Consider the following 26,374-nt stretch of genomic DNA (forward strand, 5'->3'; position numbering starts at 1 on the left):
AAAAATATTGCCGAGCAGGCTGCTATTGTTAAGCAGGAATTCCTGTCGACCATGAGCCATGAGATCAGGACCCCATTAAATGCGATTATAACTATTGCCGGATTATTGGGCGACAAAGTTGATCTGGAAGAACAAGAACTGGTAACTGCTTTAAGATTTGCATCAAACAGCTTATTGCTGTTAATAAATGATATCCTTGATTTTACCAAGCTCGAGGCAGGGAAGACGAATTTAGAAATGAGGCCCACAAACTTTAAACAACTTCTTAATAACATAAAGAAAACCTATGATAGCCTTGCCCGTGAAAAAGGGATACAGCTTACTCTTACTTTAGACGATGCAATTGCAGAGTCGTACGAAATGGATGAGAATAAAATAGCGCAGATACTGGGTAACCGGTAACTAACGCTATTAAGTTCACCTATTTTGGGGAGGTAAATATTATAGTTGAGAAGTTAAGTTCGACGGGGTTTGAGGATGTGCTCCTGTTTAAGGTCCACGATACCGGTATCGGTATAGCGGCAAGTCATTTGATCGATATTTTTGAAAGCTTTTCGCAGCCTCAATCTATCACTACCCGCAAACAAGGCGGCTCAGGGCTTGGGCTTGCCATTGTTAAAAAGTTAGTGAACCTGCATGACAGCGATATTGAGGTGAAAAGCACCGAGGGGATTGGTTCTACATTTTATTTCGAGTTGAAATTTAACCGTGCCGATAAGTCTTCTGAAGTAATTGCAAAATATTCCGACAATCTGCAGGGCCGAATCGTTTTATTAGCCGAGGATAATGTAATTAATGCCATGGTTATAAGTAAGCTACTATCTAACTGGAAAATAACGGTCGAGCCCGCTAAAAACGGGTTGGAGGCGCTTGAAAAATCTAGGCAAAAAGCATTTGATTTTATTTTGATGGATATTCACATGCCCGAAATGGATGGTTTTGAAGCTGCTAAACTAATTGTTTCGGAAACTGATAACCCTAACCGCAAAACGCCTATATATGCACTCACCGCCGATGTAACGGCCGAGTACCGGGATGAACATCATTCTTACTTCAACGGGTTTTTAAGGAAACCTATCGAGCTTAGTAAATTATACGATGCTTTAATGAGTATTATACCGGCTTAAGCGGTCGCTTTAGCCCGACTGCCTTCTGGTTAAATATAAATAAGCCCAAAACAAATTTATATTTAACCAAATACTTTACAAGTTAGAGGGGTTAAAAAAGGAGAAGTCCGCTAAAACTTCTCCTCTAAAATTAACTGATCTCATTATTCTCATAAAGAACGAATTGGTTTAGTCCGATTGTAACAAGTGTTGCAAAGGTATAAAATTCTATATACTTAGTAGAATAAATTTAAAAATAATTTTTTTTTACTTTTCCCAAATGTTATTCTGTTATAATAACTTACGGCAAATTTATCAGTTGTATACACAACATTAGGATGTTTTGTTAAAAACAAAAAAGCATATGTAGAGGGCAATTGCCTCCACATATGCTTTCCACAAAATATTATTTTGAACAGCTTATTTCAGGCCGTCATGAATTGCATTTATATGTTCTAAATGCGCCTTGATGGTGGGTAATGTTTTATCTGCAAAACCCTTCAAATCTGCATCTTTTGAATTTTTTGATTCGCTTTCAAACAGATCTACAGTTGATTTATGGTCTGATACCATTTTATCCACATAAGCTTTATCAAAATCGGCACCCTTTTTAGCAGATAAATCGGCCATAGCTTTTTTGAATCCTCATTAATCTCGGCAGGCAGTGTGATGTTTTTAGTTGTAGCGATGCCTTTTAGTTCTTCGCCGGCTTTGCTATGGTCCATAACCATCATGTTGGCAAATTCTTTCACTTTAGCATTTGTGGCTTTTTCTAAAGCCAGTTTACTCAGCGCTATTTCAGTCATGCCACCATTGGCTGCGTCAACCGCAAATTTAGCATCATCGGCAACTACTGCAATGCCTGTTTGGCCCGTAGTAGTGGTGTCTTTTACACTGTTTACACTATCAGCAGCGGCGGTGCTGTCTTTCGGAGTGCTGTTACAAGCCTGGAACAATAGTCCGGCTGTAGCGATCATTAAAATTGAACTTAACTTTTTCATAGGTTTACTTTGTTTATTTCTAAGTAAACCACTTGGCTTTAAATAAGTTTCAGGAAATTTATTTAATTATAGCATTAATGGGTTTACCTGCTATAAACGCTTCCAAATTACTCACTACGGTAGCCATCAGTCGGGCGCGGGCCTCTTTAGCTGCCCGGGCAATATGCGGGGTTATAATGCAATTCTTTGCCGTAAAAATCGGGTTATCAGCCGGCGGTGGTTCTTTTGATAATACATCAATGCCCGCCCCGGCAATAATGTCGTTGTTTAACGCCCGGGCCAGGTCGGCATCATTAATAATTGGCCCGCGGGATGTATTGATCAAAAAGGCCGATGGTTTCATCTTCCTCAAATTTTCCGCATTGATCAAGCCACGGGTTTCGGGCGTTAGCGGGCAATGGATACTCACTACGTCCGATTGTTGCAGCAATTCATCCAAACTCACCCATTTAAAGTTTTTACGGTGCGATTGGTCGGTTTGCCGCCTGCCGGTAGCAATAATATTCATATCGAAAGCTGTTGCTATATCCGCTACTTTTTGGCCTATGGTTCCAAATCCAATAATACCCAAAGTCTTGCCGGCAAGTTCAATCAGCGGGTAATCCCAAAAACAAAAATCAACCGATTTAGCCCATCTACCCTCGAAAACCGCATCGCTATGTTTTTGTATGTGCAGGCAAAGTTCAAGCAGTAAAGCAAATACAAACTGTGCTACCGCGCCGGTTCCATAGCCTGGCACATTGGTTACCACTATCCCCTTTTGTTTGCATACATCGGTGTTAATTATGTTATAACCGGTGGCTAATACGCCAATGTATTTAAGATCAGGAAGCTGGTTAAGTATCGCCTCGTCAAGCGGCGCCTTGTTGGTTAGCACTACCTGTGCGTCATTGCAACGGGCAACGGTCTCGGCGTATGGGGTGCGATCATGAATCGTTACGCCGCCTAATTTATTTAGCGCGTCCCAGTTCAGGTCGCCAGGGTTAAGTGTATATCCGTCAAGTACTACTATTTTCATTATTTAAGCTGCTTTTTTGTGCGGTTAATTTAAGTGCCGCTACAAATATAGCTATAACAACAGCAGTTAATATTAGCCAGCTATAGCCCGGCAAACCGGCATCAGCCACACTTAAAGTATGCACCAGCGGCGCACTTTTTGGAATTATACCCGTAAACCAATAGGCCTGCCCCAAAACAAAAAAGCATAAAAACAACAGGATAAAAAAGCTATGCTTTAAAGTAAACCTAAACAGTGCCGCTTCTTTACCTACCAATCCACCCGCCGCGGCAGCTACCGCGATAGATTGCGGCGAGATCATTTTACCAACTACCCCGCCAGAGCAATTTGCAGCAACCGTAACCACCGGCGCAACGCCTATTTGGGTGGCTGTTACATATTGCAGTTTGGCAAATAAGGCTGTTGAAGCCGTGTCCGACCCGGTAATAAATACACCCAGCCAGCCCAGAACCGGCGCAAAAACGGGAACAGCGGGCCGGTATTAGCCAGTAATAAAGCAATAGTTGTAGTAATGCCCGAATCATTAAGCACATAGGCAAAGCTCAAAACCGACATGATGGTAATTATTGGGAACTTAAGCTGTTTCATAGTTTCGCCAAATACAGTTAACGCTTGTCGGTAGCTTAATCCAATTACCGGTGCCGCTATTAAAGCGGATATTAATACAGCCGTCCCTGCTGCTGACAGGTAGTTAAATTTAAAGGTATGCGCAAGGGGCTTGCCAGATAAATCCACAATAGCATTATGTAAGCCGGGGAAGTTAAATTGCAACTGGGTTTTAGCGTTCAAAAACTCCTTTACCGGCGGCAGGCCCCAGGTTAGGATAATTATCGTCAGTAATAAAAACGGCGACCAAGCAGTAATCACCTCGTTACGTGTATAATCTTCCTTTACTACTTTTAGCGGCGATTTTTCATTAGCAAAACGCCAGATGCTTTTGGGCTTCCAGAATTTTAAGAATACAACCAGGCATATTATAGACCCAATGCCCGCTACAATATCCGGTAATGCCGGGCCGAGGAAATTAGAAGTTACAAATTGTAGCAATGCAAACGATCCGCCTGAAACCAATATTGCAGGCAGCACCTCCATCGATTTTTTAAAGCCCGACATGATCATGACCAGGTAAAGCGGTGTGATTAAGGAGAGGACAGGCAGCGTTCGGCCTATCATTTGCGAGATCTCCATCTCAGGTAATCCCGAAACCTGCGAAGCCACCGCAACCGGGATACCTACCGAACCAAAAGCTACCGGAACAGTATTAGCCAATAAACATAATCCGGTGGCATACATGGCATCAAACTCCAACCCTACAAGCATTGCTGCCGATATAGCTACCGGTGCGCCAAATCCCGCAGTACCCTCTAAAAATGCGCCAAATGAAAACGCGATGAGTATGGCCTGTAAACGCCTGTCGGCGGTGATAGATGCCATAGAATGTTTAATAACCTCGAACTGTCCGGCCTTAACAGTAAGGTTAAATAAAAACACGGCACTTATCACAATCCAGCAGATGGGGAAGAAGCCATACAGAGCGCCGTTGGCCACGGATAAAACCGCCAGTTTTACCGGCATTTTATAAATAGTTAAGGCCAAAATAATGGCCACTACGCAAGCCATTAAACTGGCTTTATAGCCCTTGGTTTTTTTAATGATAAGCGCCCAGAAAATAACTAAAACAGGCGCAAGCGCAACAAGTGCAGACAGCGCATGGTTATTAAGGGGATCAACAGGCTGAATCCGGTCATGGTTAATTGGTGAGTTAAATTTAACAATTATTTTAAATTATCACCTATTAACCAAAAGATTACGAATGACCCTATCACCTAACCGGAAGTTTAAACGAAGACTGTTACAAGCGTTACAGGTGGTACACGTGTTTCTGTAACAAGAACACTGCCCCGCGGTGTCCCAGCTGTACCCAGTGGTGTCACCCGTCCCCGGGACAGTACAGAAGTTTAATGTGTATTAAGCAAAAGTTCTTGCCCCAGCGGGGGCTACCTGTTTATAGCCCTAAGTTCCAGAAAGAAATTGCTCCGTAGGTGCAACCCAAATTAGACAGGTTAAAGCCTATCTGGTCAGGGTTGCACCTACGGAGCAAAATGTATGTTGGTTAATATTCTACAAGCAGGTAGCCCCGCTGGGCGAACCGTGATTGTTAATTCGTTTTTATTGACGGATCGGCCGCAACAGACTTTGCCGGGGTGCCCAACTCATCCATAGTAAACACCTTTTGGCGCGATGCCAGTTTGGCACGCAAAGTTTTTACGTCGGACGCGTTAACCTTATCACCTTTATTTTGCCATGAGCGGCGTACAAAGTTCATTACCTGCGCCAGGTCGTCGTCAGTAAAGTCTTTATTATCGGCAAAGCCCGGCATTTCGCCGCTTATCTCTGGTGCTTTGTATACATGGCCGGCAATTTTAACCGGGCCACTTAACCCTTTTAATACTATCGAGATCATGGTGGTCTTATTCCCATTTACAATCTCTGACTTATTGAGCGGAGGTGCCAGCGCGGTTATGCCATTACCATCCTCGCCATGGCAGGTTTTACAAACGGTAGCATAAATAGCCACGCCCCTTGGATAATATTTAGCCATCAGCTTAGGGTCGCTGTTTAATTTGGCGTCTTCAATAGCCACTACCACCTTATTTATCCGTTTATTGACAGCAAGGCCGGTATCGGGCAGGTAAGCCAGCATTTGTTTCTCAAAAGCCTGTTCGCGGCCCTGTAAAGCCGCAACAATAGCATCGCCTACATAATTATTTTTGGGGTGACGTTTTGCAAGGGTGAACAGGATGTTATCAGCCGCTTGTTGATCATACGTTTTTATTGAATTGGTTACAAAGCCCACATAAGGCGCGGCAGTAGTATCATTAACCATAGCCGTTAGCACAGGAACAAACGCTTTATAATTATTTTGTGCAATAACCGTTGGCGATGCCGTTAAAGCCTGCATACGGATATTCCATTGCGGCGATTGCAATAATGCCAAAACCTCATCAGCCTGTAACTCGCCAAAACCTTCCAACGTCCACAAAGCATGGGTAACAAAAAGCGGGTTAGTTGATTTTAACGCCTCTTTTAAGGCCGGGATAGCTTGCTGCGGTTTGCTGTCGACCAAAATCTGCTGGGCTTTATCGCGCACATAACCATTAACGTTACCTAAAAGCGCAACCAGTTTAACCGGATCTTCGGGGAAAGTAACCGGTGTTAACTTTTTACCTGCCGGATATACTTTATATAACCTGCCGCATGATAGTGGCTTGATCAGGCTGCGTTTACCTATCTCGTTTGCCAGGTAAGGCGTTAAATAGGTTTTATGCTGAATAATGCCACGGTACATATCCACAATATACAGCGCTCCATCGGGCCCGTCATATAAACTCACCGGGCGGAAACGTTCATCAACACTTGCCAAAAATTCGCGGCCATGGTAAGCCTCGCGGCCCCTTACAATGTTACCCCTTTCGGTTAGGATGTCCCGCTTAATTAAGTTGGCAGATGGCTCGGCAACAAAAGCGTTAAACTGGTAGGCCGGGCCAAACAATCCACCCCGATAGATGATTGGGCCGCAAGCCGCCGTCATGTTTACCAGGCGCAGACTGTCATCCAAAACACCTTTCATATACCCGCGGTTAACCCCGGTGTTGGCCTAATCGGGAATACCCGATTATCAGACACGGTACGCTCATTAAAGCCGGCCATGCCTTTTTGGTTCTTGTTGGTTAAACCCCAGGCTGGGCGGGAAGAAGTCGCCATATAAATTGGCCGAATTATCGTTAGCATACATCCGGCCCTGGTCGTCCTGACTTATGCCCCACTGGCCCTTTTCATGCGCGGTTTCTATCAACCATTTATCGCCTTTTTACGGTAACGTTTGGCCGAGTTTGCGTTATAGATCCAGTTATCCAACCCACGGTAAAGGCCGTTTGGCTGGTGTTCAACGTTGCCCCCTACGGTATATTTATCATCAATTAACGTACGGTTTACGGGTTTATCGTTAACCAGGTCGTAATAATACAGGCGGGGTGGCTCAGCAACCAATATGCCGTTCTCTATTAAACAAAGCGCGCGCGGCATTACCAGCGAATCAATAACCACTTTGCGCTCATCCATTACGCCGTCATTGTTTTTATCAGTTAGTATAGCGACTTTACCTAATGGCTCATTCTCGCCCTTGCCGGTGGTATCTGGCATGTAGTCTTCCATTTCCAGCACCCATATGCGTCCTTTTTTATCAAATGTCATAGCTACAGGCGTGCTTACCAACGGCTCCGAAGCTATAAGTGATATTGTCATGCCCGGCTCCAGTTTCATTTTGCCTATCGACTCATTAGCCGGCACAACCGGCGATGAATTAATATCAGCCTTAGGCGGATTATTTGTCAGCGGCGATACCAGCAGTTTATGCGTTGTACATTGGTATAAACCAGCGGCTGCCAGTAAAAACAGAAATATATAACCGTACTTTTTCATTCGTATTACTAATTGGGTGTTGTTGTGTGTATCAGTTAATTATACGTGAGTGTTAATCAAGCAAATAAACCCTAATTTTTTAATAAATACTTATCTATTTTACTTATCAGGCAGAAATATAGCCAAGAAAACGACTTCGTAATAATTATTTTACTTAATAGCCTGCTGCTAATGTTAAGAACGCTTATTAATCAGGTAATTTAAAATAATTGATACCTTGCCTTTTATATTACATTCGTTTGGCAATAAACCGCCAATTCGATAAACCAGTTACAATGAAAAGATTAGTCTTGTTTGCTATTGCATCGATATGCGCGGTGCAGGTATCGGCACAAACAAAAACCCCGGCCGATTATGTTGACCCTTTTATTGGTGGCAGTACCAGTGCGGCAAAGGCCGGTGTTTTGCATGGCCTGGGCAAAACCTTCCCGGGGGCAGCTACACCTTTCGGCCTGGTACAGGTAAGCCCCAATACCATAACAGGTGGCGATAACGGCCCGGGCTATAGCTATGAAATGGAATATATGGAAGGCTTTGCATTTACGCAAATGAGCGGCATTGGCTGGTATGGTGATCTGGGCAATTTATTAACCACCCCAACAACCGGCCCCTTACATGTGGTTGCCGGCAGACATAAACAATTACCGGGTTATCGCTCTAAATACAGCAAGGATGATGAAGTTGCTAAAGCTGGTTATTATGCTGCCACGTTAACCGATTATAAGATCCGCGCAGAGGTTACCGCAGCGCCGCATAGCGGGATAATGAAGTTTACCTTTCCACAAAATAAGCAATCGCGTATTCAAATAGACTTGGCGCGCAGGGTTGGCGGCACATCAACCGAGCAGTACGTAGAGATTGTTGACGACCATACCATACAAGGCTGGATGAAATGCCCGCCCGAAGGCGGTGGCTGGGGCAACGGGGACGGCAAAGCAAACTATACCGTTTATTTTTACGCGCAATTTAGCAAGCCGCTAAAAAACTATGGTGTTTGGAGCGCAGAGATCCCTAACGGGATGTCGCGAAAGAGCGAAAGTGTTACCAGTTTAAAGTATGATTCGCTGATAGCAAAAGCGGTTATCACACTAAACATTAAACAGCAACAAGGCAAGCACCTTGGCTTTTATACCGAGTTTGCCACGGGCGATAGAGAGGTGGTAATGATGAAATCGGGTATCTCGTTCTCAAGCATGGCCGGAGCCAAATTGAATTTAACTACCGAAATACCGGCCTGGGATTTTAACAAAACCCGGGCGCAAGCTAAAGCTTTGTGGAACAAAAGCCTGTCGCAAATTAGCGTAGCCGGCGGTACCGAGGACCAAAAAACAGTATTCTACACCGCGCTATACCATACCATGATTGACCCGCGTGCTACCAGCGATGTAGATGGCACCTACATGGGTGCTGATATGCAACCGCACCATACCAACAAGTTTACTAAACGCTCAGTATTTAGTGGTTGGGATGTTTTCAGGAGCCAGTTCCCGCTGCAAACTATTATTAACCCGGCGGTTGTCAGCGACATGGTAAACTCGCTGGTTGAGATGGCCGATCAAAGTGGCAATCATTATTTAGAACGATGGGAACTGCTAAACGCCTATTCGGGTTGTATGGTGGGTAATCCTGCTATCCCGGTAATTGCCGATGCTTACAGTAAAGGCATCCGTAATTTTGATGCGCAGAAGGCTTACAAATATGCGCGCAATACCGTCGAAAAATTTGGCAACCTGCCCGGAGCGCATGAAATGGACATCTCCAAAACATTAGAATATGGCTTTGACGAATGGTGCCAATCACAATTAGCCAAATGGCTGGGGCACCCCGGGGATGTAAAACTTTATGCCGACAGAGGCCAAACCTACAAACAGATCTTCGACCCGGAGAAAGGCTGGTTCCGCCCTAAAAATGCTGACGGTACCGGAAGCCATGGCCAAAGAAAGGCCGCTTACAACAGGATTATTATACCGTAGAGAGCAACCCGTATCAGCAGGGCTGGTTCGTTCCGCATGATATTGATGGCTTGGCAACCTTGATGGGCGGCCGCGAAAAACCATTGCCGACTTAAATTCCTTCTTCGAAAATACACCAGATAATTTTACCGGAACGACTATTATAACCAGGCTAACGAGCCGGTGCATTTAGTACCATTTATGTTTAACCGACTGAGTACTCCATGGCTCACCCAAAAATGGGTTCGTAAAATTTGCGCCAATGCTTACACCACAGGTGTTGAAGGGTTGGTTGGTAATGAGGATGTTGGCCAGATGTCGGCGTGGTATGTGCTGGCGGCAAGCGGCTTGCATCAGGCAACGCCCGGCGACCCGAGGTATGAGCTGTTCAGCCCCACGTTCAACAAAGTGGCTATCCGGGCCGGTGCTACAGGTAAGGTGTTTACTATTGTTGCCAAAGGTAACTCACCCACTAACGTTTATATACAGTCGGCTAAGTTAAATGGTAAGCCTTATAATAAATGTTATATCAGCCATCAGCAAATTTTGGCAGGTGGTACGTTGGAGCTTTTGATGGGAAGTGAACCTAATAAGAAGTGGGGGATATAAATAACCCTCGTGAATGTCATTTCGAAACGAAGTGAGAAATCTTAAACTGCGGACAGGTCGCGCGTATAAGATTTCTCCTCGTACCTCGTTCGAAATGACAAATTGCTTTCGATCTATAATTTAAATATTTGTATATGAAAACTTTAGCCGGGCTATTCATCGTTCTCTGTTTCGCTAGCGCGATAAATGCGCATGTCACCCCTTCCGCAAAAAAACTAAACTACAAATTCAAAAAAACTATCTCGCGCGAAGTGTTGGAAAACTACCTCGATCGCTCCATAACCATGCAAAGCCTGTTAATAGGCCGGGGTAATTTTGACGATAACCTGCGGATGATAAAAAACATTGGCCCCAAGCTGATTGGCAGGGCCGTTTGCCAATGGGGGCAGGAGGCGGATATCCCCAATAATTTAATTAAAGAAAAAGAGTTAGCGGCCAGAGTGCATGCTGTGGACCCGGAAATTATTTTACAGGCTTGCATATTTGAAATTGTAACCCCGCAGGTTAACCAGCTGGACATCCCCGGTTGGGCATTTAAGGCGCTTAACCTGCCTCTTGAACAGCGTAAGTTTAACTATGAAGCCATGCTTTATCCCGATGGTAAATTTAAAGGGCAATGGGGACGCGGCTCGGTGCCCGATGTGAGCCAGAATGAAACCAAGCTGTTCTTTTATTTTCTCGGCGTATCTTATATTGATGCCGGGATAGAGGGGCTGCATTTTGGACAGGTTGAACTGATGAATAAAAACGATAAGAACCACGGATCATTATGCACAAATTTTAACCCTGATCCGTGACTATGCGCATAAACATGCGCGCCGTAAAATGGTTATCTGCGACTCGCATGTGCCAAGCGGGGGTTTGTAAAGGATGGTAAATTATTGATGGACGTACATGCTTTCCCACTGCGGATAAAGGAGATCCCGGACAAACCCGAAGAGGCTGAATTAAAGGTAGGCCATACCGATGCCTTATTTCTGCGCAGTAAAGGCGGTATAACCCCAAGCGGCTGGAGTTGCGAACATCTGCCTTATATTGTTGAATTTGATAATTATGGTGTAAGCAAACAACCCAGCCAACCGCATGCTGCAGGCTTAAGTATCTGGGTTTGGGGTTATGATGAGATCAGCTGGTACGCTCATCAGCCTGCGGCCTATCGCCAAAACTGGTTGCACTATGCTTATGATTGGGTAAAGCAAACCGACCCTAATGGCCATGTGGAGATGCCGGGCTTCCGCCAAACCACATCACCTTTGGATAAAAAACGCTGGTATTATGCCAACAATAAAAGTGATGCTGTCCCGGATGGGCATGGCGATGAAGATACCATCCGTGATATCTGGGCGGCAGGCGAAGGGAAATAATAAATTAAGCCAGTTGATCGCCTATTTCTTTAGCAGTGCTGATCAGGTTTTCCCCGGTGTTTTTTAATGCCGTAGCTAAATCAACAGGATCGCTATTAATAGATAATAGCTGATCAAAATACTGACTAAGCGCCTCACTATGCTTTGCAGGCACTTTTCCGGCTACACCTATCACTTTAAGGTTTTTCTTTTTGGCTGCGGCCGCAACTGCTGCCGGGGCTTTTCCCTGCAGGGTTTGCTCGTCAATACTGCCTTCGCCGGTAATAACTATATCAGCATTTTCTAATATCCTATTAAAATCAGTGAGTTCTAAAAGTGGTTTGCGCCGCTTACCAGCTTCGCATTTAAAAAAGCATACAGCCCGGCTGCTGCTCCACCGGCTGTGCCACTATGCTTAATAACGGTCATATCCCGGCCCGTTTGCTGCAAAGCTATCGCTGCAAACCTGGTAAGCATCTCATTAAGCTGAATAACATTTGCCGTGGTAGCCCCTTTCTGCGGACCAAATACTGCAGCCGCGCCTTCGGCACCCAGTAGCTTATTATCTACATCACAAAGGATAATTATTTCGCAGCCGGATACGCGTTTATCTAAGTTGCTTGTGTTTATGGCAACGATATTAATTAGTTCTGCCGGGGTTGGTTCTAAGGCTTTTCCATCCTCATCCAAAAACTCAATGCCCGGGGCATGCAGTATTCCCATGCCCCCATCAACCGTAGCCGAGCCACCCATACCAATTATAATTTTGGTTACGCCTTTATCAAGGGCAGCTTTCATCAGTTCACCGGTACCAAAGGTATTGGTCAGCATTGGGTTTAGTTCGGTTGTTTTTAATAAGCGAATGCCTGACGCATCAGCCATTTCAATAACAGCGGTACGGCCATCGTCAATCAGCCCGAAAACAGCGGTAATTGGGCGGCCCAGCGCATCATGGATAGGGGTGTTTATTAACGTGCCGTTTAGGTGTTTTATAATCAGGCTTCCTGTCCCGTCGCCGCCATCAGCAACGGGAAAAAGCTGGCACCGGCAATCCAGCTTACTTTGCTGCAGGCCCAATGCAATAGCTTCGGCTACGCTTTGCGCGTCGAGGCTGTTTTTAAAAGCGTTGGGAGCAATCAAAATATTCATAGCACCAAATTAACAGTATTTCTTTGCAATATTTTTTTACCTTTATTTTAACCCATGCCGAATTTGAAAGGAGCGCAGCAAGCCGAATTTAAGGTAAATAATTTTGACCTGTTACGATTAATAGCTGCTACCCGGGTTGTGTTTGATCATTTCTATGAACATATCAGGCCCACAACATTCAGCTCTTATTTAAACGAAACCCTTTATCTTTTTCCTGGCGTACCTGTGTTTTTATAATAAGCGGGTATTTGATCTCGGCTTCGCTTGAGCGTAGTCATAACACGGGCATCTATTTTAAAAACCGCGCGTTAAGGATCTTTCCGGGTTTATGGGGGTGCCTTTTTATTACCGTAATTATATTTTCAATTACCGGTGTAAGCTTTTTAAACCTTGAAGCGCTTAAATGGCTCCCGGCCCAAATGGTGGGTATAATTTACACACACGGTTTTTTACATACCTATGGATTTGGATCGTACAATGGCGCATTATGGTCAATAACTGTCGAACTACAGTTTTACGTGGTATTACCTATATTGTATTTGCTGGTGCCTAAAAGGTCAGCTATATACTGGTTCTCAGGTTTAATAGTTGTATTTGCTGTTGGTTATTACTTGTTTTATACGCAAAACTACCCCTTTAAAAACTTGCTGGGCTTTACATTTGTGCCGCATATCTACCTGTTTTTAGTGGGTGTGGTTTTTCAAAAACTACAGATCTATAAATCGAAATTCATTTTTAACAAAGCGCATTATTGGATCATTGCTTACCTGACGATTGTTTATCTTGTATCGCCTGTATTGGTGCCTGTATCGCCCATTGCTTATATTTTTATTAAACATGGTTTATTAGGATTCACCGTTATTTCCATGGCTTATACCTTGCCGGGCATAGCTAAAAAATTTTTGCGTACCAACGATATCTCTTACGGCATATACATTTATCATGGATTGATAATGACCGTTATTGTGCAGTTAAAGCTTGCGGGGGCTGTAAATTTATTTATGATACTGGTTGCAACATATGCAGCCGCGACATTATCATGGTTATTTATTGAGCGCCCATTCATCAGGCGAAAAAAAAACGATAAAGGAGGTTTTATAGCCGGTTACTTTTTAATGGAGGTAATCTCTCCGTTTCGTTCCATATATATTTTGTCAATAACGCTCATATCCTCGGTTAACACCGATTTACGGACGCCCTGCATAGTGTCCTCTTCGCATAGCAGCGCTCTTTTCATATTTTCACTTATAAAGTGCCCGTCCTTATATATTAAAATTTTATCGCCTTCAATAAAACGCCCGAATGCCTTGTTATTTACCACTAACCAGCTAAACCCACGATGAAGTATAACTATTAAAAAGCAGCAAACTATAATAGGTACAAATGGCGATGCTCCCACAATTGCCCTGCTTAATACTGCGCCTAATGATATACTGATAATATTATCCGGGGGTGCGGATGCCGAACGACCGCCGGCCTGATAAACGAATGAGGGCTAACGCAATTATAAAAACAACAATTCCCCTGCAACTCATTTGCAGGGCACTTAGGTCCTTACCCTCGCCAAAAATCTTCAGTAGTATTTCCATGGTCAGATCGCTATATCAATAGCAATAACAACAAATTGTTAATTTATGTTTAACCTGCAGGTGCAAACCTGATACACATGGGGGCATCAATATTAATTACGCTGGGGGTTAGCGTTAATTTGCCGGTACGTTTATTAATTTTATATACGGCAACATTATTTGAGAATTGGTTTGATACAAATAAATAGTTGCCTGTAGGGTCGATCACAAAATTGCGGGGCGATCTGCCCATGCTGCTGTAGCGCTTTACAAACGTTAGCAGGCCGGTTGCCTTATTCACCGCGAACTGTATAATTTCATTGGCCGATCCGCGATTAGAGGTGTATAAAAACCTGCCATCCGGCGATAAATGAATATCTGCCGCCGGATGTTCCCTCTGAAATTATCAACTACCATCGACTTGATCTGCAGCTCAACAGGCCGCCCCCGGTTAAACCGGTATACCGTAACGGTGCCGGTTAATTCCTGCAGCATGTAGATAAATTTCCCATCTGCCGATATATCAATATGCCGCGGACCATAACCCGGGTTGCCGCTTACAAATGGCACCGGGCCGGGAGTTAATACGGGCGACCCTGCCGGGTTGTACCTGTAAATATTGAGTTTGTCCGTTCCCAGATCGGTAGATAACAGGTACTTTTCATCAGGCGATAAAAATGTGGTATGCACATGCGGGCCTTCCTGTCTTAGCCGGTTTATGCTGCTGCCTATATCCTGGATCACTTGCGAAGCTGTTCCTAAAGATCCATCCGTATTAATAGGATAAACCGATAGCACCCCGCCCCGGTAATTAGCTACAAACAAGTTTTTCTGTGCCTTATCTACCGATACATACAACGGCCCGCCAAAAGCAGGTTGATTATTGATAGAATCCAGCTGGCCGGTAGCGGCGTCAAATTTATAGGCATACACCCCGCCCGATCCGGTGGCTTTATCGCTTACCGCGTAAACAAATTTTTTGTTGTTTGAGATACAGAGAAAAGTAGGGTCGGCTATTCCGCCAACATGATTAAGGTAGATGATCTTGCCGGTTGCTGCATCAAAGCGATAAACGTAGATGCCATCGCTTGCGCCATGGGTGCGTGTGCCGATAACTAAGTCATATAGCTTAGCTGTTTTGTCTTGTGCAAGGCAAAATAGGGGTAGTAACAACAGGGCTATTAGTAGCCGTCTTCTCATGGAACAGATCAGTTAACAGATATTGCTGGATAAACCAATCAATACACCAAATGTTTGCTATCCTACGGGAGAAACGTGGGTATATTGAGGCAATTTACATTATCGCAAATGTAAACACAATGCCTTAAAGCATAATCAACCTTATGTTAGCTAATTGTTACAGTTTTACTGTGTTATTATTGTTTAAACTTAAGCGCATAAAACGCTACCATAGCGGCATCATCTTTCAGCAGACCATTTAAGTGCTCCCGGGTATCTGTTAAATAAAACACATATGAATCGGCCACGCTATTTTTATGAAGCACCAGCATAAGGCACCATTTATAATCAGTACCGAATGACGTGTTTTTAACCGGTATGATAGACGTGCCGCCCCAATCGGCTCCAAATTCGGCCTTAACGTCTTGTGGAGGAAAAGCGTTAAAACCAATAGATTTATCCATTGCGCCGCCGCCAACATTTAACGCAACTACATAAGCCATGCTTTTGGCCAATGTATTTGGATCGGTACGGATCTCGCCCGGCTTTGGGTTCTTTTTCCACTCGTTATATTCGTCAACCCGATCTTTTAGCGATGCTATGGCATATCTTATTTCCAGCGGTTTATCGGCATATTTAACCGCGTATTCGTAATGCATTTGCATATTTTTAACTATCGGGATCTGAATAGTTCCTTCGGGTTTTTTAAACACCATGCCTGTTTCGTCAAGAAGCGCAGAAAACTTTTGTAAAGTACTGTCGGCCGCTGATTGTGCATTTGCTGATGAAACAATAAAGATGGTCAGCAATAAAAGACTTACTTTTTTCATAACAAGGTATTTAGGTTAATGTGAATATACACATTAAATTAATCTAACCAAACCGTTTGTGTAAATGCCCCATTAACTGCCGCATCCCAAACTTCCGGGCGGATCCATTTTTTCCCTTTTAAGTTTACCGGTACATGGAAACTCTTGTCGCCAAAAGCTGTAGTATTGTTCAGGTTGATACGCTGATGATAAACATTTTTGCCATCACCGGTTATTAGTTCGGCAAAATTCAGGGGATAGGTCCATTTCACCGAGAAATCAACCATCGCTTTAGCCGGGTCTTTTACTTTTATTGTCGATCCGGCTTCGGCACCGTTAACTTTAAACGTTGGTAACAACACCTCGCCGCTGGTAGCGAAGAAATTACCGCTTTTTAACACGTCCAATACCGGTTGCCAGCCATTTTTAAACTCGGGCAGCTTATCCATTTTAAGGTAATTAACGTTTACGTGGGCATACATTTCGTTTTCCCGGGTGATGGTAAATATGTCCGACTCGGCCAGCACCTTTTTCTTCAAACCCCAGTTGTTCATATCGTCCATCAACTCAAAAATCCTGCGGCCCATTCTTTCTGTTGACAGATCGCCGGGGATGTTTTTCCGAGCCGCGCCGTTAAAATGAGCTGATTTATAAAACGCCTCATCTTTATACTTATCAGGGTAACCGGTCGATCCTTTAGTACGGGCATGTGCGGTCCAGGCCAGGGCCGTTCTCTGTTTCCAGCAACTTCAGCATATCATCCTTATCGCGGATATGGTATACTTTGCCGTAATGCGCATCATCAGCCACAAAGGGCACACCATCTTTACGTGACATGACCCAATAAACCGGTTTCGGAAAAAACTCCAGCCAGTGGCCGCCAAAAAACTCGTTAGGTTCTTCTCCCGGTAATAGCAGGAAGTTTCCTTTTGACTCTTTTTCGCATTCTTTAAACAGGGTGTTTAGTTCTTTTAACCGCAATTCGTCCGGTCCTTTGGATGGCCCGCGCCATGAAACTCAGCCAGTGCACTATGTTGACGCCTAAGTTTTTAAACACACGCACATACTCCGGCTCATCTTCTACCGGTTTACCTTTTAATAAAACAGCCGTGGTATATTCATTATGAAAATGGCTCGACATGGTTTTATAACCCGGCAAAGGCTGGTATTTATCACTACGGGTAAATTTCTTTACTTCTGATAAAACACCTTCACCATCAGCTACGCTTACCATGCAGAAAAAATTCATCCGTTGTTTAGTTCCCGGCGGCGCGTTGAACCAGGGCACGTATCTACGATCACCATACAGGTCCTGGCGGATACCGATGCCATAACCCGGTATCAGTTTACGGTAATTGTTGCCGTACCGGGTAAATTTTAAATTAAAGGCTTCATCCAGCGGGTAAAAATACTGGTGAGGTGCGGGGAAAACCGCGAGGCTGCCGTTGGTTGTTTGGCCTATTATGGTGCGATATTTTACCATTACGTTTCTGCTGGTATCACTGGCGTTAGCTACGGTATTATTAAACGTATCATCTGTTTTTGCCCAGCCGATTTTGCTCCAGTTGGGATTTTTACTTATCAGGCCGGCATCGTAAACAACAGCGGTAGAATCTATCCCTGTTGACATAACCGCAGCCACATTAAACAACGGGCTGCCGTTGTAGAATGTCATTTCAATATGCCCGCTAAATCTATCGGCCTGAATATTTCCTAAACTGACAATGGTACGCGAGCCCTCTGTTTTCACCGAAGCGTTTTGTTTATCTATCATTTCGGCATGATAGGCCTTAAACGGTTTTGTAGGCACGCGGTCGAAAAAGATGTTCCAGCCGTTTTGCGATACCAGGTCGCGTTTGCCTATGGTAAGGATAAACTCGGGGTTAAGATTAGCTGCTACCTCTTTATAAATGCCCTTATTAGTAGCCTGGATGCTTTTAAATAACGGCGTATTTTTATCAAGATCTAAAACCACGCGGCCATGCTGGTTTGCGCCAGTCGGCCAGCTCAGGTCTATTTTTGATCCGGTAGCTTTTACAATTACGCCGCTGGTTTTATTAAATCCTTTTAGGTTAACAGCGGTTTGGGCAGAGGCGTTATCTACATTTAAAATTGTAGCCGACACTATTAATAAAAAGCTTAGGGCTCTTAGTTTATGGGGAACAGGCATAATAAAATGGTTTAACTTGGTTCATAAAAGTAAAAATTAATTTTAATTAACCCCGTTAAACTCCCCTTATTTCATCCCCCCAAAAATGAAAATAAATTTGCGCAACTGATTGATTGCACATACATTTGCAATCAATCAGTTGCAAATAAAAATGAGAAGAGACATTTATCAGGCCATTGCCGACCCTACCCGCAGAGCGATATTAACCTTACTGGCCATACAGGCCATGACTCCCAACGCCCTTGCCGAGCACTTTAATAGCACCCGTCAGGCGGTATCCAAACATATCCAGATACTGGCCGAATGTGAAGCAGTATCGCAAAAGCAAAGCGGCCGCGAAATATATTACCATGTAAACGCCAATAAAATGAAAGAAATAGACAAATGGCTGGATACCTTCCGCAAGATGTGGGAGGACCGCTTTAACCAATTAGATGACCTATTAGCAGACATTTAAAAACTAAAACAATGACACACGAAACCAAAATTGAAAAAGATGCAAACAACAGGCAATTAAACATAACCCGCGAGTTTAGCGCGCCAGTTGAAAAAGTATGGAAAGCCCGGACATCCGCAGAACAATTAGATAAATGGTGGGCACCAAGGCCCCGGAAAGCGGTAACAAAAAAGTATGGACTTTAAGGTTGGTGGTACCTGGCTCTATTATATGGCCGGCCCGGAAGGCGATAAGCATTATTGCCGTGTAGACTTTACCGAAATAACCCCGGGCAAAAGTTTTAGTGCAACCGCAAGCTTTTGCGATGAAGAGGGTAATATAAATAAAGACTTCGCGCTGATGTATTGGGAGAACAATTTTAGCGCAACTGCTACCGGATCAAAAGCAGATATAAAACTGTCGTTTGATAGCGAAGCTAATATGGCTCAAATAGTTGGCATGGGCTTCAAAGAAGGCTTTACCATGGGCTTGGGCAATTTGGACGAATTGCTTGCCAGTCAATAACCCTATTTTATCCAAATAATTTTCAAGGCCGCTTAAAAGCGGCCTTTTTGTTTACCAGAAGGGCCTGAAGCCCGGCCGGCTAATTAATGGCGAAAACGACCGGGGTATGGAGCTTAGTATAATGAGCAATGCTATGGTATACCAAATAGCCAGATACTTAAACTTCTGCAGGTCGGTAGGTTTCTTTTTGGCTTTCGCCGATACCGTGCTGATAATGCCAATACCTATCAACATCATGGTAACGTGTTCCATCCCGAAGAACCTGATGGACCGCTCGTGCACCGCAGTACTAAAATTATGCAGGAAATAATTTACAATCGGGCTGATAAAATATAAAGTCACCCCCAGCAAAAACTGGATATGCGCCATAGTAGCCGCGAAATGCCGGGCGGTATCATCAAACTTTAACCGGGGCTTTTTTAATAGCCAGCCGCGGTAAGCACGAAAGATGGCAAATAGCAAGCTGCCCAATACCAGCCAGCGGGTTAACGAGTGTAAAGCTAATAACGTTGAGTACATACCTTAACAGACGATTGGCCGCCCAAAATATTTTAAACTTTTTTAAATCAATCTACCACAACCCATTTTAAACAGGTAACCTGCGCCAGATCAATTTTTGTGTCGGTTTTGGTTAGCTTGCCCGTAGGTTTATCTATCTTAAAAAAGTCGATGGTGTTACCATCCCGGCCCGCGCTGATTAAAAAGCTGCCGGTTGGGTCGATAGTGAAGCCGCGCGGCGCTTTACTTACGCTATACTGATCGACATAAGTTAGTTTGCCGTTTTGTTTGTTTATAGCATATAGTATCACCTTATCAGCATCGCCACGTACGGAGGCGTACAGGAAATTACCGTCAGGCGATATATGCAGATCCGCGGCGCCATTTTTATCATAACCTTCGGGCATCATGTTAGTCATTTGCACAAAGGCCAGTTTTCCTTTATCGTATTTATAAACTCTTAAACTGGCGCTTAGTTCCTGTATCACATATAGGAATTTTTCATTGGGCGAGAATTCCATATGGCGCGGCCCATCCGCAGGCGACATCAGTTCAACAGCCGGATCGGCCGGGGTTAAGGGTTGGGCCTTTGTGTTATCGTAATTGTATAGCAAAACTCTGTCAGTCCCTAAATCGGCAACCAACACGGTCTTGCCATCGTCTGAAAATTTTGTCATGTGCACATGCGGGCCTTTCTGGTTACGATGCGGACCAGCGCCGGTATATACTATCCTTTGTGAAATTGTATCCAGCGATCCATCCGCTTTTATAGGAAAAACAGACACGCTACCGCTTGAATAGTAGGATACCAGTACATTTTTGTTCTCCTTGTCTATGCTGATATGCACCGGGTTATTGCCTCGGCCGGGCACCTTGTTTATCAGGGTTAGTTTACCGGTGGCTTTATCAAACTTAAACGCGCTTACCTCGCCTTCAACACTTGTTTTAACGCCTACATTACAGGCATAAACAAACTTATTATCATTGCTTAAAGCTAAAAAGTCGGGGTTTAAAGAGCCTTCTACCTGGCTTAACAATGTTACTTTGCCCGTTTCAGAATCAAAGCGATAAACCGAGATCCCTTTGTCCTGGCCAGCGGGTGTGTACCCCCAAGTAACAGATCATATGTTTTAGACTGTTGTGCAACGCCAAGCAACGGTAATAGCAGCGATACTACAAGTACATATTTCTTCATTGATATAAGCCGGCTAAATTGGTTTATAACTGCAAGATAGCAAAATCAGTTAAACCCCTGCTGTAAATAATGTGATACCTTAACGCGCCCCGTCATCATTATTAATACCTCTTTTTGTTTTCCTGATAGATTCCTTCAGCTTGCCAAAATTATAGTTAAGGCTGAAGTTGAACGTCCTGAAATAGTTTTGATTGGTTATGGTTTGTGTGAAGTTAGCTCCCTTTGTTTCGGTAATAGCATCGCGGTATTTAGTGAACGGATTGCTCACAGATGCTGACAGGGACAGTTTGTTTTTTATCAATTGCTTACTTGCATAAACTGACGGGCTTGCAAAACCGTTGGATGATCCCTGCAAACCGGTAGGATTACGGCCATTAATTGCAACTGATGCACCAACCCGCCAGCTATCATTAATAGTATAGTTAGTAGTCGTCATGCTACTTAATGTCCAGAAGTTGCGCTTGCTTAACGCGCCGTCAACCTGGCCTTCCAGTTCAAAATACATCACGTTGGTGTTAATGCTGATATCCCAGTGTTTAGCTATCGGGTAATTGAAGCTGATCGCGTTGCCTATCCCAAAAACCGACCCGGTGTTTTTATAGGTAGTGTAGGTTATGTTGGTAGCCGGGTCAAGCGTTGCTACCGGCAGATCAAGGTTTTTACCGAAATCATAGAAAACGCTTACGTTTAAATTGGCTTTTTCGACATGCTATAGCCCAGCCGCACGTCGCTTACTACAGATCGGCTTAATTCGGGGTTACCTGACGAGTAAAAGTTAGGGTTAGAGCGATCAACAAACGGATTTAATTTATTGATCCCCGGGCGCTTTAAACGCTGACTGAAACCCGGGTTAAGCCCGCTGGTAACATCCAAAGGCATATTAATGGCGATAGATGGCATAAGGTTCAAATACCGTTGATGCGCAGCCGTTGTTGTCGAAATAAAATCAGCATCGGTAGTGGTATGCTCTAAACGGATACCCGCTTTAACCTCCAGTTTTTTTGAGGAGTACCGCCAGGTATTATAAGCCGCCAATATGTTCTGGGTGCTGCTGTATTGATTAGATAAGCCGGAAATGCGGTCAAAGTTGCCGGTACCGGCGTTAAATACATTCGACTGAAAATCGCTGGAGTTATTCCTGAAAATGCTTTTTATGCCTGCTTCAACGGTCCATTTTTTAAACCCTTGCACCAGGTCTACCTGTCCGGTTTGTTCGGAAGCGCTACCGGCGTTATCCTGGTTATAATCCGGGTCTGTATAGTTAACGCGGTTGCTAAATGCAATGTCATTATGGCTGCTGTTGGTATATTTAAAGTACCGGTAAGAGAATGTCAGCAATCTCGTCTTATCATTTTTAAACCCTAACTGGTAGTTTACGCCGGCATCCAAACCTTTGCCGCGGCCATTATTGTCGTTATCGATATTGTAGGCAATTGGGCCCGCAGTTTGGTTTAATACAGACCGCTGATCGCTAAAACCATTATTGCGGCTGCCGTTTAAATTAAACTGCGCCGATACCAGGTTATAAGGATCTATCTCATAGCTCAGCTCCGTACCCATGTAAGCACTTTTGCTATCAGAGCGGGTACTACCCAGCTGGTTAAGATCTGTTGAGTTAGCGCCTGTTGTTGAGCGGGTGTTTAATGTTGTGGTAGCTGGATTATCGTTTAGATTACCCCCGCCAAATACCGACAGGCCAAGCTTACCAGCCTTTGCCGTAAACGATGTACCTGCACCCGGTCCGCTTGGGGTGCGCTCGCTGATGTTTAGCGTGCCGTTATAACCATCAACCAGTTTTTTATTGGTGATGATATTAATGATGCCGCCCAATCCCTCCGCATCATACTTAGCCGGCGGGGTGGTGTAAACCTCTATTCTTTGAATGGTTGATGCCGGCATGCTGCGCAGTATGGCCTTTGCATCGCGCTCCATCAGGCTTGATGGCTTACCGTTTATCAGTATCTTATAACTGGCGTTGCCTTTAAGCATAATGTTCTCGTTGCCGTCTACCGTAACAAAGGGCACTTTGCGCATCATCTCTAACACGTTGCTAAATTTACTTTGCGGGTCGGCCTGCAGGTCGTAGGTAATGCGGTCAACTTCCTGTTTAATTATGGGCTTGTCGGCCTTTATGGTAACTTCTTTTAAGTCGTTAACCTTAGGTTTGGCCGTGGTGTCGGCGGTTTTGGTTTGCGCAAACAACCTTTGTCCTGACAGAACTAACAGGGCAATTACGGCGGTTTTAAATTTTTGTATAATGTGTTTCATGGTCAAATTTTAGGCAAAGGGCACCCGGTAAGCAGCCAGGGGCGCGCCTTTACTCTTCTTAAGTAAGTATGTTGTTAATTACTCGTTCTGCCGGATTACAGGCGGGTATTGGATTAATTTATCTGTTGATCTTTTTTCTTTTGAACGATAAGATAGCTGGCTATAAGGCTAAGCCCGCCAAATAAGCACACCATTGATACGGAGATAAGGTCGCTGTAAACGCCACATTCCTGTAATATAAATATTATTAAAAATCCAATGGCCAGGCCAACCAGCAGCATCCCGGTTTTTAAGGTCAGATTATTAAAGTTAGTTATCGGGAATGGCGGTACAGTAAGGTTTCGCTCTAACATACTCATCCGCTCGCGGTGGCGGGTTATTAAAAATACGTACACCATGCCAAACACGGCGGCGAATAAAGTTATTGATACGATGGCATCTCGGGTTACTTCTTGCATGATCTTTATTTATTTAAATGTTGTTATCTTAATTACTTACCCCCATATGACAGCAAAACGATTCAACCGGATACAAAATAATTAAAATTTCTTTTTGTAACCACGCCTTGGTTTTTCAAGTCAAATGGGTAATGGCGCATACCGATGACCTGTATTATATAGAGAAAACCCAAAGTGGCGATGCTGCTTCGTTTGCGTTTTTGGTTAACAGGTATAAGGATATGGTTTACAGCATCGCCATAAAAATTTTGCGCGATGCCGATGAAGCAAATGATATTGCCGGGATAGTTTTATAAAAGCTTACCGGCAAATTGATAAATTTGAGGGCAAATCAAAGTTCTCTACCCGGCTGTATACTATAACCTACCGCACGGCAGTAACGCGTTTAAATGATAAACGGGTGGAAACGGTGAATATGGACCAGGAGGTTGATGAGATTGCTAACGGTCTGCCTGATCAGTTTGACCAACTGCAGGCAAAACAGGTAAAACATTATGTTAAAAAGGCGATAGAAAAACTACCGCCAATTGATGCTACGCTGGTTACATTATATTATATAAACGACCTGCCGATTAAAGAGATAGAAGAAATCACGGGGATGTCGAACCCTAATATCAAGATCAAACTTTTTAGGGCACGTAAGGTTTTAGAAAATAAGTTAAAGTTTTTGTTGGATAGAGAACCGGGGGATCAATCATGAACACTGATAAAAAAGATCGCTTTAAAAAAATAATAAAGCTGGGTGGCGACGAAAACCCGGTTGTAGACTTTACCGCCTCGGTAATGAAAACCATTGAGGCCGACCTGCAGCGTGAAACGGCCTTGAAAGTTTTGTTACAACAGGAAGATGCAGTTGGACCGGCATTTAGCTTTACGGCTAATGTTATGGCGCAAATAACAGCACACAAACCAGCCGCTATTTACAAGCCAATAATTCCCCGCAAGGCCTGGTATGGTATTGCGGCAATGATGGCTGTTTTCTTTCTGCTGATATTTGCAGCTAACACATCAACACACAACACTGCCCAAAAAAACTGGCTGGTTGATACCATTAATTATACCTACGCTATACCACCCATATATTTAATGGCACTGGTTATAGCTGTTGTGTTACTACTTGCCGATTATTTAATTATACAGTTAAAAGGGAAAGCGCATGCGGTATAGCCAATTATTCTACCGGTATCATTTTTAAACAAACTGCCTGGTCGATATTAATAGCACTATTTATTTGGGTTAACTTACCCGTGGCCTTATTCACCTTAAACACATTAATTCGGTTAGAGCTGCCCACCAGTATGTAATTACCTGTTGGGTCTATTACAAAATTACGCGGGTTGCTACCTGTGGGATAATGATCAACAGCAGTTAATTTGCCCGTTACCTGGTCTATAGCATAAACAAAGATCTCGTTAACTGTACCCCGGTTGGTAGCGTATAGAAATAGCCCGTCTGGCGATACATGGATATCGGCAGCACCATTTGTTCCTTTAAAATCACCGGGCATCATTTTAATGGTTTGCAGCTCTTTTAGTTCGCCGTCATTATAGCTAAATGCGCTTATGGTAGCTGTAATTTCCTGTATATTATACATAAACTTACCATTTGGTGCAAACTCACTGTGGCGCGGGCCTGATCCGCCTTCTGTTTTAAAGAAAGGTATAGCTGCCGGCGTAAGCGGTGGGGTTTTTGATGCCTTATAACGGAAGATGTCTATTTTATCGGTACCCAGATCTGATGCCATTAAGTATTTATCGTCCGGCGACAATACGGCCGAGTGTACATGCGGTTGTAGTTGCTGGCCGTATTAGGCCCCGAGCCTGCATTCTGGATAGTTTGTGATGAGGGTGCCAAGGAGCCATCTTTATTAACCGGGTATACCTGCAGACTGCCACCGCCATAATTTGCGATAAATACGTTTTTCTGAGCCTTATCAACCGAGATATAAGCCGGCGAACCAATGGAAGGTTGGGTGTTTAATAATTCTAATTTACCAGTTGATTTTGTGAATTTAAACGCGCTTACCGAACTTGGGGTGGCGCCATTGTTTTCATTAACCGCATATATAAACTGCTGATTGGCACTTACGGCTAAAAAAGAAGGGTTTTGTGTCTCAATCTCGCTTAAATAAGCAACTTTAGCGCTTTCTTCATAAAACCGGTACACGTATATGCCTTTGCTTGCTGTTGGCGCATCGCCGGTAAAGGTGCCTATTACCAGGTCAAACACTTTAGGCGCAACACCTTTTTTTTGCGCGACAGTAAGGATAGGCGATATCAGCATAATTATTTGCAATAAAATTTTCATGACTTAACGGAACATATTGGTTTATAGGTGCAAGTTAAGAATAATATATAAAAGAAACGCCCCGTGGTTGCGGGGCGTTTTTGGCCTCACCTAAATCCTCTCCAAAGGAGAGGACTTGGAAAAAGCAAATTTGTCAATTTTTTAAAAGCCCCTCTCCTTTGGATAGGGGTTGGGGAGAGGTATTTATTTAATCAGATGCTTCAGCTGTATCACTTCCTTCTCATCCAGAATCTCCAGCGACCGCGTGGTAAATCTTTCTTGGTTAAGTTTGCATAAACTACACGGTCAAGTTTCACAACTT

28 protein-coding genes and 8 pseudogenes are annotated in these 26,374 nt (G+C 43.9%); 15 read left to right on the top strand and 21 right to left on the bottom strand.

Annotation, left to right across the window (positions count from 1 at the left end):
* Both HK413_RS02250 and HK413_RS20515 read left to right on the top strand, forming a co-directional pair.
* The coding region (locus HK413_RS02250; protein ID WP_317169208.1) for a sensor histidine kinase at positions 1-402 on the top strand (402 nt) is incomplete at its 5' end.
* A 41-nt stretch (positions 403-443) separates the two neighbouring features.
* A complete protein-coding gene (locus HK413_RS20515) occupies positions 444-1,127 on the top strand; it encodes an ATP-binding response regulator (RefSeq protein WP_317169218.1) in 684 nt (227 codons plus the stop codon).
* Between the two features lie 399 nt (positions 1,128-1,526).
* On the opposite strand, the pseudogene HK413_RS02260 reads toward HK413_RS20515, so the two are convergent.
* The 6 genes and pseudogenes from HK413_RS02260 to HK413_RS02285 all read right to left on the bottom strand — a co-directional run bounded on the left by HK413_RS02260 (position 1,527) and on the right by HK413_RS02285 (position 7,607).
* A pseudogene (locus tag HK413_RS02260) lies at positions 1,527-2,107 on the bottom strand (DUF4142 domain-containing protein).
* 58 nt (positions 2,108-2,165) lie between these two features.
* Positions 2,166-3,125, bottom strand: coding sequence for a D-2-hydroxyacid dehydrogenase (locus HK413_RS02265; RefSeq protein ID WP_175268992.1), 960 nt, complete (start codon positions 3,123-3,125; stop codon positions 2,166-2,168).
* Positions 3,106-4,904 (bottom strand): annotated as a pseudogene (locus HK413_RS02270) (L-lactate permease). Before HK413_RS02270 ends, HK413_RS02265 begins: the two are co-directional and overlap by 20 nt.
* 379 nt (positions 4,905-5,283) lie before the next feature.
* Positions 5,284-6,756: a DUF7133 domain-containing protein gene (locus HK413_RS02275; RefSeq protein WP_175268993.1), complete on the bottom strand. Its 1,473-nt coding sequence runs from the start codon at positions 6,754-6,756 to the stop codon at positions 5,284-5,286.
* Positions 6,757-6,822: 66 nt separating this feature from the next.
* Positions 6,823-6,981, bottom strand: a complete 159-nt coding sequence (locus tag HK413_RS02280) for a hypothetical protein (RefSeq protein ID WP_175268994.1) — start codon at positions 6,979-6,981, stop codon at positions 6,823-6,825.
* Entirely contained in the window at positions 6,978-7,607 is a 630-nt protein-coding gene (locus HK413_RS02285) for a DUF7133 domain-containing protein (protein ID WP_175268995.1), read from the bottom strand. The genes HK413_RS02280 and HK413_RS02285 overlap by 4 nt, the downstream gene beginning before the upstream one ends.
* A gap of 275 nt (positions 7,608-7,882) precedes the next feature.
* Between HK413_RS02285 and HK413_RS02290 the strand changes: the two genes are divergently transcribed.
* The 5 genes and pseudogenes from HK413_RS02290 to HK413_RS14470 all read left to right on the top strand — a co-directional run bounded on the left by HK413_RS02290 (position 7,883) and on the right by HK413_RS14470 (position 11,532).
* Positions 7,883-9,580, top strand: a complete 1,698-nt coding sequence (locus tag HK413_RS02290) for a GH92 family glycosyl hydrolase (protein ID WP_262886740.1) — start codon at positions 7,883-7,885, stop codon at positions 9,578-9,580.
* Between the two features lie 20 nt (positions 9,581-9,600).
* Positions 9,601-9,675, top strand: a pseudogene (locus HK413_RS19055) (hypothetical protein); the annotation flags it as partial.
* Between the two features lie 46 nt (positions 9,676-9,721).
* Positions 9,722-10,168, top strand: a pseudogene (locus tag HK413_RS19060) (glycoside hydrolase domain-containing protein); the annotation flags it as partial.
* A gap of 134 nt (positions 10,169-10,302) precedes the next feature.
* Entirely contained in the window at positions 10,303-10,965 is a 663-nt protein-coding gene (locus HK413_RS14465) for a hypothetical protein (RefSeq protein ID WP_217451968.1), read from the top strand.
* A gap of 87 nt (positions 10,966-11,052) precedes the next feature.
* Entirely contained in the window at positions 11,053-11,532 is a 480-nt protein-coding gene (locus HK413_RS14470; RefSeq protein WP_217451969.1) for a hypothetical protein, read from the top strand.
* Positions 11,533-11,536: 4 nt separating this feature from the next.
* On the opposite strand, the pseudogene HK413_RS02300 reads toward HK413_RS14470, so the two are convergent.
* Positions 11,537-12,660: pseudogene (locus tag HK413_RS02300) on the bottom strand (glycerate kinase).
* A 54-nt stretch (positions 12,661-12,714) separates the two neighbouring features.
* Between HK413_RS02300 and HK413_RS14475 the strand changes: the two are divergent.
* Both HK413_RS14475 and HK413_RS02305 read left to right on the top strand, forming a co-directional pair.
* Positions 12,715-12,897, top strand: a complete 183-nt coding sequence (locus HK413_RS14475) for a hypothetical protein (RefSeq protein ID WP_217451970.1) — start codon at positions 12,715-12,717, stop codon at positions 12,895-12,897.
* Between the two features lie 11 nt (positions 12,898-12,908).
* A pseudogene (locus tag HK413_RS02305) lies at positions 12,909-13,649 on the top strand (acyltransferase family protein); the annotation flags it as partial.
* Positions 13,650-13,765: 116 nt separating this feature from the next.
* Here the strand turns inward: HK413_RS02305 and HK413_RS21840 are convergent.
* The 7 genes and pseudogenes from HK413_RS21840 to HK413_RS14490 all read right to left on the bottom strand — a co-directional run bounded on the left by HK413_RS21840 (position 13,766) and on the right by HK413_RS14490 (position 18,386).
* Positions 13,766-14,059, bottom strand: a complete 294-nt coding sequence (locus HK413_RS21840) for a YetF domain-containing protein (RefSeq protein ID WP_394353112.1) — start codon at positions 14,057-14,059, stop codon at positions 13,766-13,768.
* Between the two features lie 43 nt (positions 14,060-14,102).
* Entirely contained in the window at positions 14,103-14,249 is a 147-nt protein-coding gene (locus HK413_RS02310; RefSeq protein WP_175268997.1) for a hypothetical protein, read from the bottom strand.
* Between the two features lie 49 nt (positions 14,250-14,298).
* Positions 14,299-15,428: pseudogene (locus HK413_RS02320) on the bottom strand (lactonase family protein).
* 176 nt (positions 15,429-15,604) lie between these two features.
* On the bottom strand, positions 15,605-16,237 hold the full coding sequence (locus HK413_RS02325) for a hypothetical protein (RefSeq protein ID WP_175268999.1): 633 nt from the start codon (positions 16,235-16,237) through the stop codon (positions 15,605-15,607).
* Positions 16,238-16,275: 38 nt separating this feature from the next.
* On the bottom strand, positions 16,276-16,803 hold the full coding sequence (locus HK413_RS14480) for a CehA/McbA family metallohydrolase domain-containing protein (protein WP_217451971.1): 528 nt from the start codon (positions 16,801-16,803) through the stop codon (positions 16,276-16,278).
* Positions 16,804-16,912: 109 nt separating this feature from the next.
* Positions 16,913-17,197, bottom strand: a complete 285-nt coding sequence (locus HK413_RS14485; RefSeq protein ID WP_217451972.1) for a hypothetical protein — start codon at positions 17,195-17,197, stop codon at positions 16,913-16,915.
* The gene (locus HK413_RS14490) at positions 17,166-18,386 is read right to left on the bottom strand and encodes a hypothetical protein (protein ID WP_217451973.1); all 1,221 of its coding nucleotides are present in this window, start codon (positions 18,384-18,386) and stop codon (positions 17,166-17,168) included. The genes HK413_RS14485 and HK413_RS14490 overlap by 32 nt, the downstream gene beginning before the upstream one ends.
* Before the next feature lie 151 nt (positions 18,387-18,537).
* Here HK413_RS14490 and HK413_RS02335 point away from each other — a divergent pair, with 151 nt between their 5' ends.
* The 3 genes from HK413_RS02335 to HK413_RS02340 are packed head-to-tail and all read left to right on the top strand — an operon-like array spanning position 18,538 to position 19,347.
* On the top strand, positions 18,538-18,843 hold the full coding sequence (locus HK413_RS02335) for an ArsR/SmtB family transcription factor (protein WP_175269000.1): 306 nt from the start codon (positions 18,538-18,540) through the stop codon (positions 18,841-18,843).
* A gap of 11 nt (positions 18,844-18,854) precedes the next feature.
* Positions 18,855-19,028, top strand: a complete 174-nt coding sequence (locus HK413_RS14495; protein WP_217451974.1) for an SRPBCC family protein — start codon at positions 18,855-18,857, stop codon at positions 19,026-19,028.
* Positions 19,018-19,347: an SRPBCC family protein gene (locus HK413_RS02340; RefSeq protein WP_217451975.1), complete on the top strand. Its 330-nt coding sequence runs from the start codon at positions 19,018-19,020 to the stop codon at positions 19,345-19,347. Before HK413_RS14495 ends, HK413_RS02340 begins: the two co-directional genes overlap by 11 nt.
* Before the next feature lie 51 nt (positions 19,348-19,398).
* Here the strand turns inward: HK413_RS02340 and HK413_RS02345 are convergent, their stop codons facing one another.
* From HK413_RS02345 to HK413_RS02365, 5 genes and pseudogenes are all read right to left on the bottom strand, one after another.
* Entirely contained in the window at positions 19,399-19,866 is a 468-nt protein-coding gene (locus HK413_RS02345) for a hypothetical protein (protein WP_175269001.1), read from the bottom strand.
* 47 nt (positions 19,867-19,913) lie between these two features.
* Positions 19,914-20,939 (bottom strand): annotated as a pseudogene (locus HK413_RS02350) (lactonase family protein); the annotation flags it as partial.
* Between the two features lie 180 nt (positions 20,940-21,119).
* The gene (locus tag HK413_RS02355; RefSeq protein WP_246229559.1) at positions 21,120-21,689 is read right to left on the bottom strand and encodes an outer membrane beta-barrel protein; all 570 of its coding nucleotides are present in this window, start codon (positions 21,687-21,689) and stop codon (positions 21,120-21,122) included.
* Positions 21,690-21,727: 38 nt separating this feature from the next.
* Entirely contained in the window at positions 21,728-23,308 is a 1,581-nt protein-coding gene (locus tag HK413_RS02360) for an outer membrane beta-barrel protein (protein ID WP_175269002.1), read from the bottom strand.
* 113 nt (positions 23,309-23,421) lie between these two features.
* Positions 23,422-23,766, bottom strand: a complete 345-nt coding sequence (locus tag HK413_RS02365) for a DUF6249 domain-containing protein (RefSeq protein WP_175269003.1) — start codon at positions 23,764-23,766, stop codon at positions 23,422-23,424.
* A 107-nt stretch (positions 23,767-23,873) separates the two neighbouring features.
* On the opposite strand from HK413_RS02365, the gene HK413_RS14500 reads away from it, so the two are divergent.
* The 3 genes from HK413_RS14500 to HK413_RS02375 are packed head-to-tail and all read left to right on the top strand — an operon-like array spanning position 23,874 to position 24,933.
* On the top strand, positions 23,874-24,062 hold the full coding sequence (locus tag HK413_RS14500; RefSeq protein ID WP_217451976.1) for an RNA polymerase sigma factor: 189 nt from the start codon (positions 23,874-23,876) through the stop codon (positions 24,060-24,062).
* 14 nt (positions 24,063-24,076) lie between these two features.
* The gene (locus HK413_RS02370) at positions 24,077-24,466 is read left to right on the top strand and encodes an RNA polymerase sigma factor (RefSeq protein ID WP_317169221.1); all 390 of its coding nucleotides are present in this window, start codon (positions 24,077-24,079) and stop codon (positions 24,464-24,466) included.
* Positions 24,463-24,933 (top strand): hypothetical protein, encoded by a 471-nt coding sequence (locus tag HK413_RS02375; protein WP_175269004.1) that lies wholly within the window; start codon positions 24,463-24,465, stop codon positions 24,931-24,933. Before HK413_RS02370 ends, HK413_RS02375 begins: the two co-directional genes overlap by 4 nt.
* 4 nt (positions 24,934-24,937) lie before the next feature.
* Here HK413_RS02375 and HK413_RS19070 read toward each other — a convergent pair whose 3' ends face one another.
* Entirely contained in the window at positions 24,938-25,510 is a 573-nt protein-coding gene (locus HK413_RS19070; RefSeq protein WP_262886741.1) for a lactonase family protein, read from the bottom strand.
* Positions 25,510-26,073 (bottom strand): lactonase family protein, encoded by a 564-nt coding sequence (locus HK413_RS19075; protein WP_175269006.1) that lies wholly within the window; start codon positions 26,071-26,073, stop codon positions 25,510-25,512. Before HK413_RS19075 ends, HK413_RS19070 begins: the two co-directional genes overlap by 1 nt.
* Positions 26,074-26,374 lie beyond the last annotated feature (301 nt).

The organism is Mucilaginibacter humi (assembly GCF_013087555.1).

Excerpts from the sequence above, each read along its gene's own strand:
- HK413_RS02265 (WP_175268992.1), bottom strand. The coding sequence starts at position 3,125 with ATGAAAATAGTAGTACTTGACGGATATACACTTAACCCTGGCGACCTG.
- HK413_RS02275 (WP_175268993.1), bottom strand. The coding sequence starts at position 6,756 with ATGAAAGGTGTTTTGGATGACAGTCTGCGCCTGGTAAACATGACGGCG.
- HK413_RS02285 (WP_175268995.1), bottom strand. The coding sequence starts at position 7,607 with ATGAAAAAGTACGGTTATATATTTCTGTTTTTACTGGCAGCCGCTGGT.
- HK413_RS02290 (WP_262886740.1), top strand. The coding sequence starts at position 7,883 with ATGAAAAGATTAGTCTTGTTTGCTATTGCATCGATATGCGCGGTGCAG.
- HK413_RS14465 (WP_217451968.1), top strand. The coding sequence starts at position 10,303 with ATGAAAACTTTAGCCGGGCTATTCATCGTTCTCTGTTTCGCTAGCGCG.
- HK413_RS14470 (WP_217451969.1), top strand. The coding sequence starts at position 11,053 with ATGGACGTACATGCTTTCCCACTGCGGATAAAGGAGATCCCGGACAAA.
- HK413_RS14475 (WP_217451970.1), top strand. The coding sequence starts at position 12,715 with ATGCCGAATTTGAAAGGAGCGCAGCAAGCCGAATTTAAGGTAAATAAT.
- HK413_RS02310 (WP_175268997.1), bottom strand. The coding sequence starts at position 14,249 with ATGGAAATACTACTGAAGATTTTTGGCGAGGGTAAGGACCTAAGTGCC.
- HK413_RS02325 (WP_175268999.1), bottom strand. The coding sequence starts at position 16,237 with ATGAAAAAAGTAAGTCTTTTATTGCTGACCATCTTTATTGTTTCATCA.
- HK413_RS14480 (WP_217451971.1), bottom strand. The coding sequence starts at position 16,803 with ATGGGCCGCAGGATTTTTGAGTTGATGGACGATATGAACAACTGGGGT.
- HK413_RS14490 (WP_217451973.1), bottom strand. The coding sequence starts at position 18,386 with ATGCCTGTTCCCCATAAACTAAGAGCCCTAAGCTTTTTATTAATAGTG.
- HK413_RS02335 (WP_175269000.1), top strand. The coding sequence starts at position 18,538 with ATGAGAAGAGACATTTATCAGGCCATTGCCGACCCTACCCGCAGAGCG.
- HK413_RS14495 (WP_217451974.1), top strand. The coding sequence starts at position 18,855 with ATGACACACGAAACCAAAATTGAAAAAGATGCAAACAACAGGCAATTA.
- HK413_RS02340 (WP_217451975.1), top strand. The coding sequence starts at position 19,018 with ATGGACTTTAAGGTTGGTGGTACCTGGCTCTATTATATGGCCGGCCCG.
- HK413_RS02345 (WP_175269001.1), bottom strand. The coding sequence starts at position 19,866 with ATGTACTCAACGTTATTAGCTTTACACTCGTTAACCCGCTGGCTGGTA.
- HK413_RS02360 (WP_175269002.1), bottom strand. The coding sequence starts at position 23,308 with ATGAAACACATTATACAAAAATTTAAAACCGCCGTAATTGCCCTGTTA.
- HK413_RS02365 (WP_175269003.1), bottom strand. The coding sequence starts at position 23,766 with ATGCAAGAAGTAACCCGAGATGCCATCGTATCAATAACTTTATTCGCC.
- HK413_RS02375 (WP_175269004.1), top strand. The coding sequence starts at position 24,463 with ATGAACACTGATAAAAAAGATCGCTTTAAAAAAATAATAAAGCTGGGT.
- HK413_RS19070 (WP_262886741.1), bottom strand. The coding sequence starts at position 25,510 with ATGGCATCAGATCTGGGTACCGATAAAATAGACATCTTCCGTTATAAG.
- HK413_RS19075 (WP_175269006.1), bottom strand. The coding sequence starts at position 26,073 with ATGAAAATTTTATTGCAAATAATTATGCTGATATCGCCTATCCTTACT.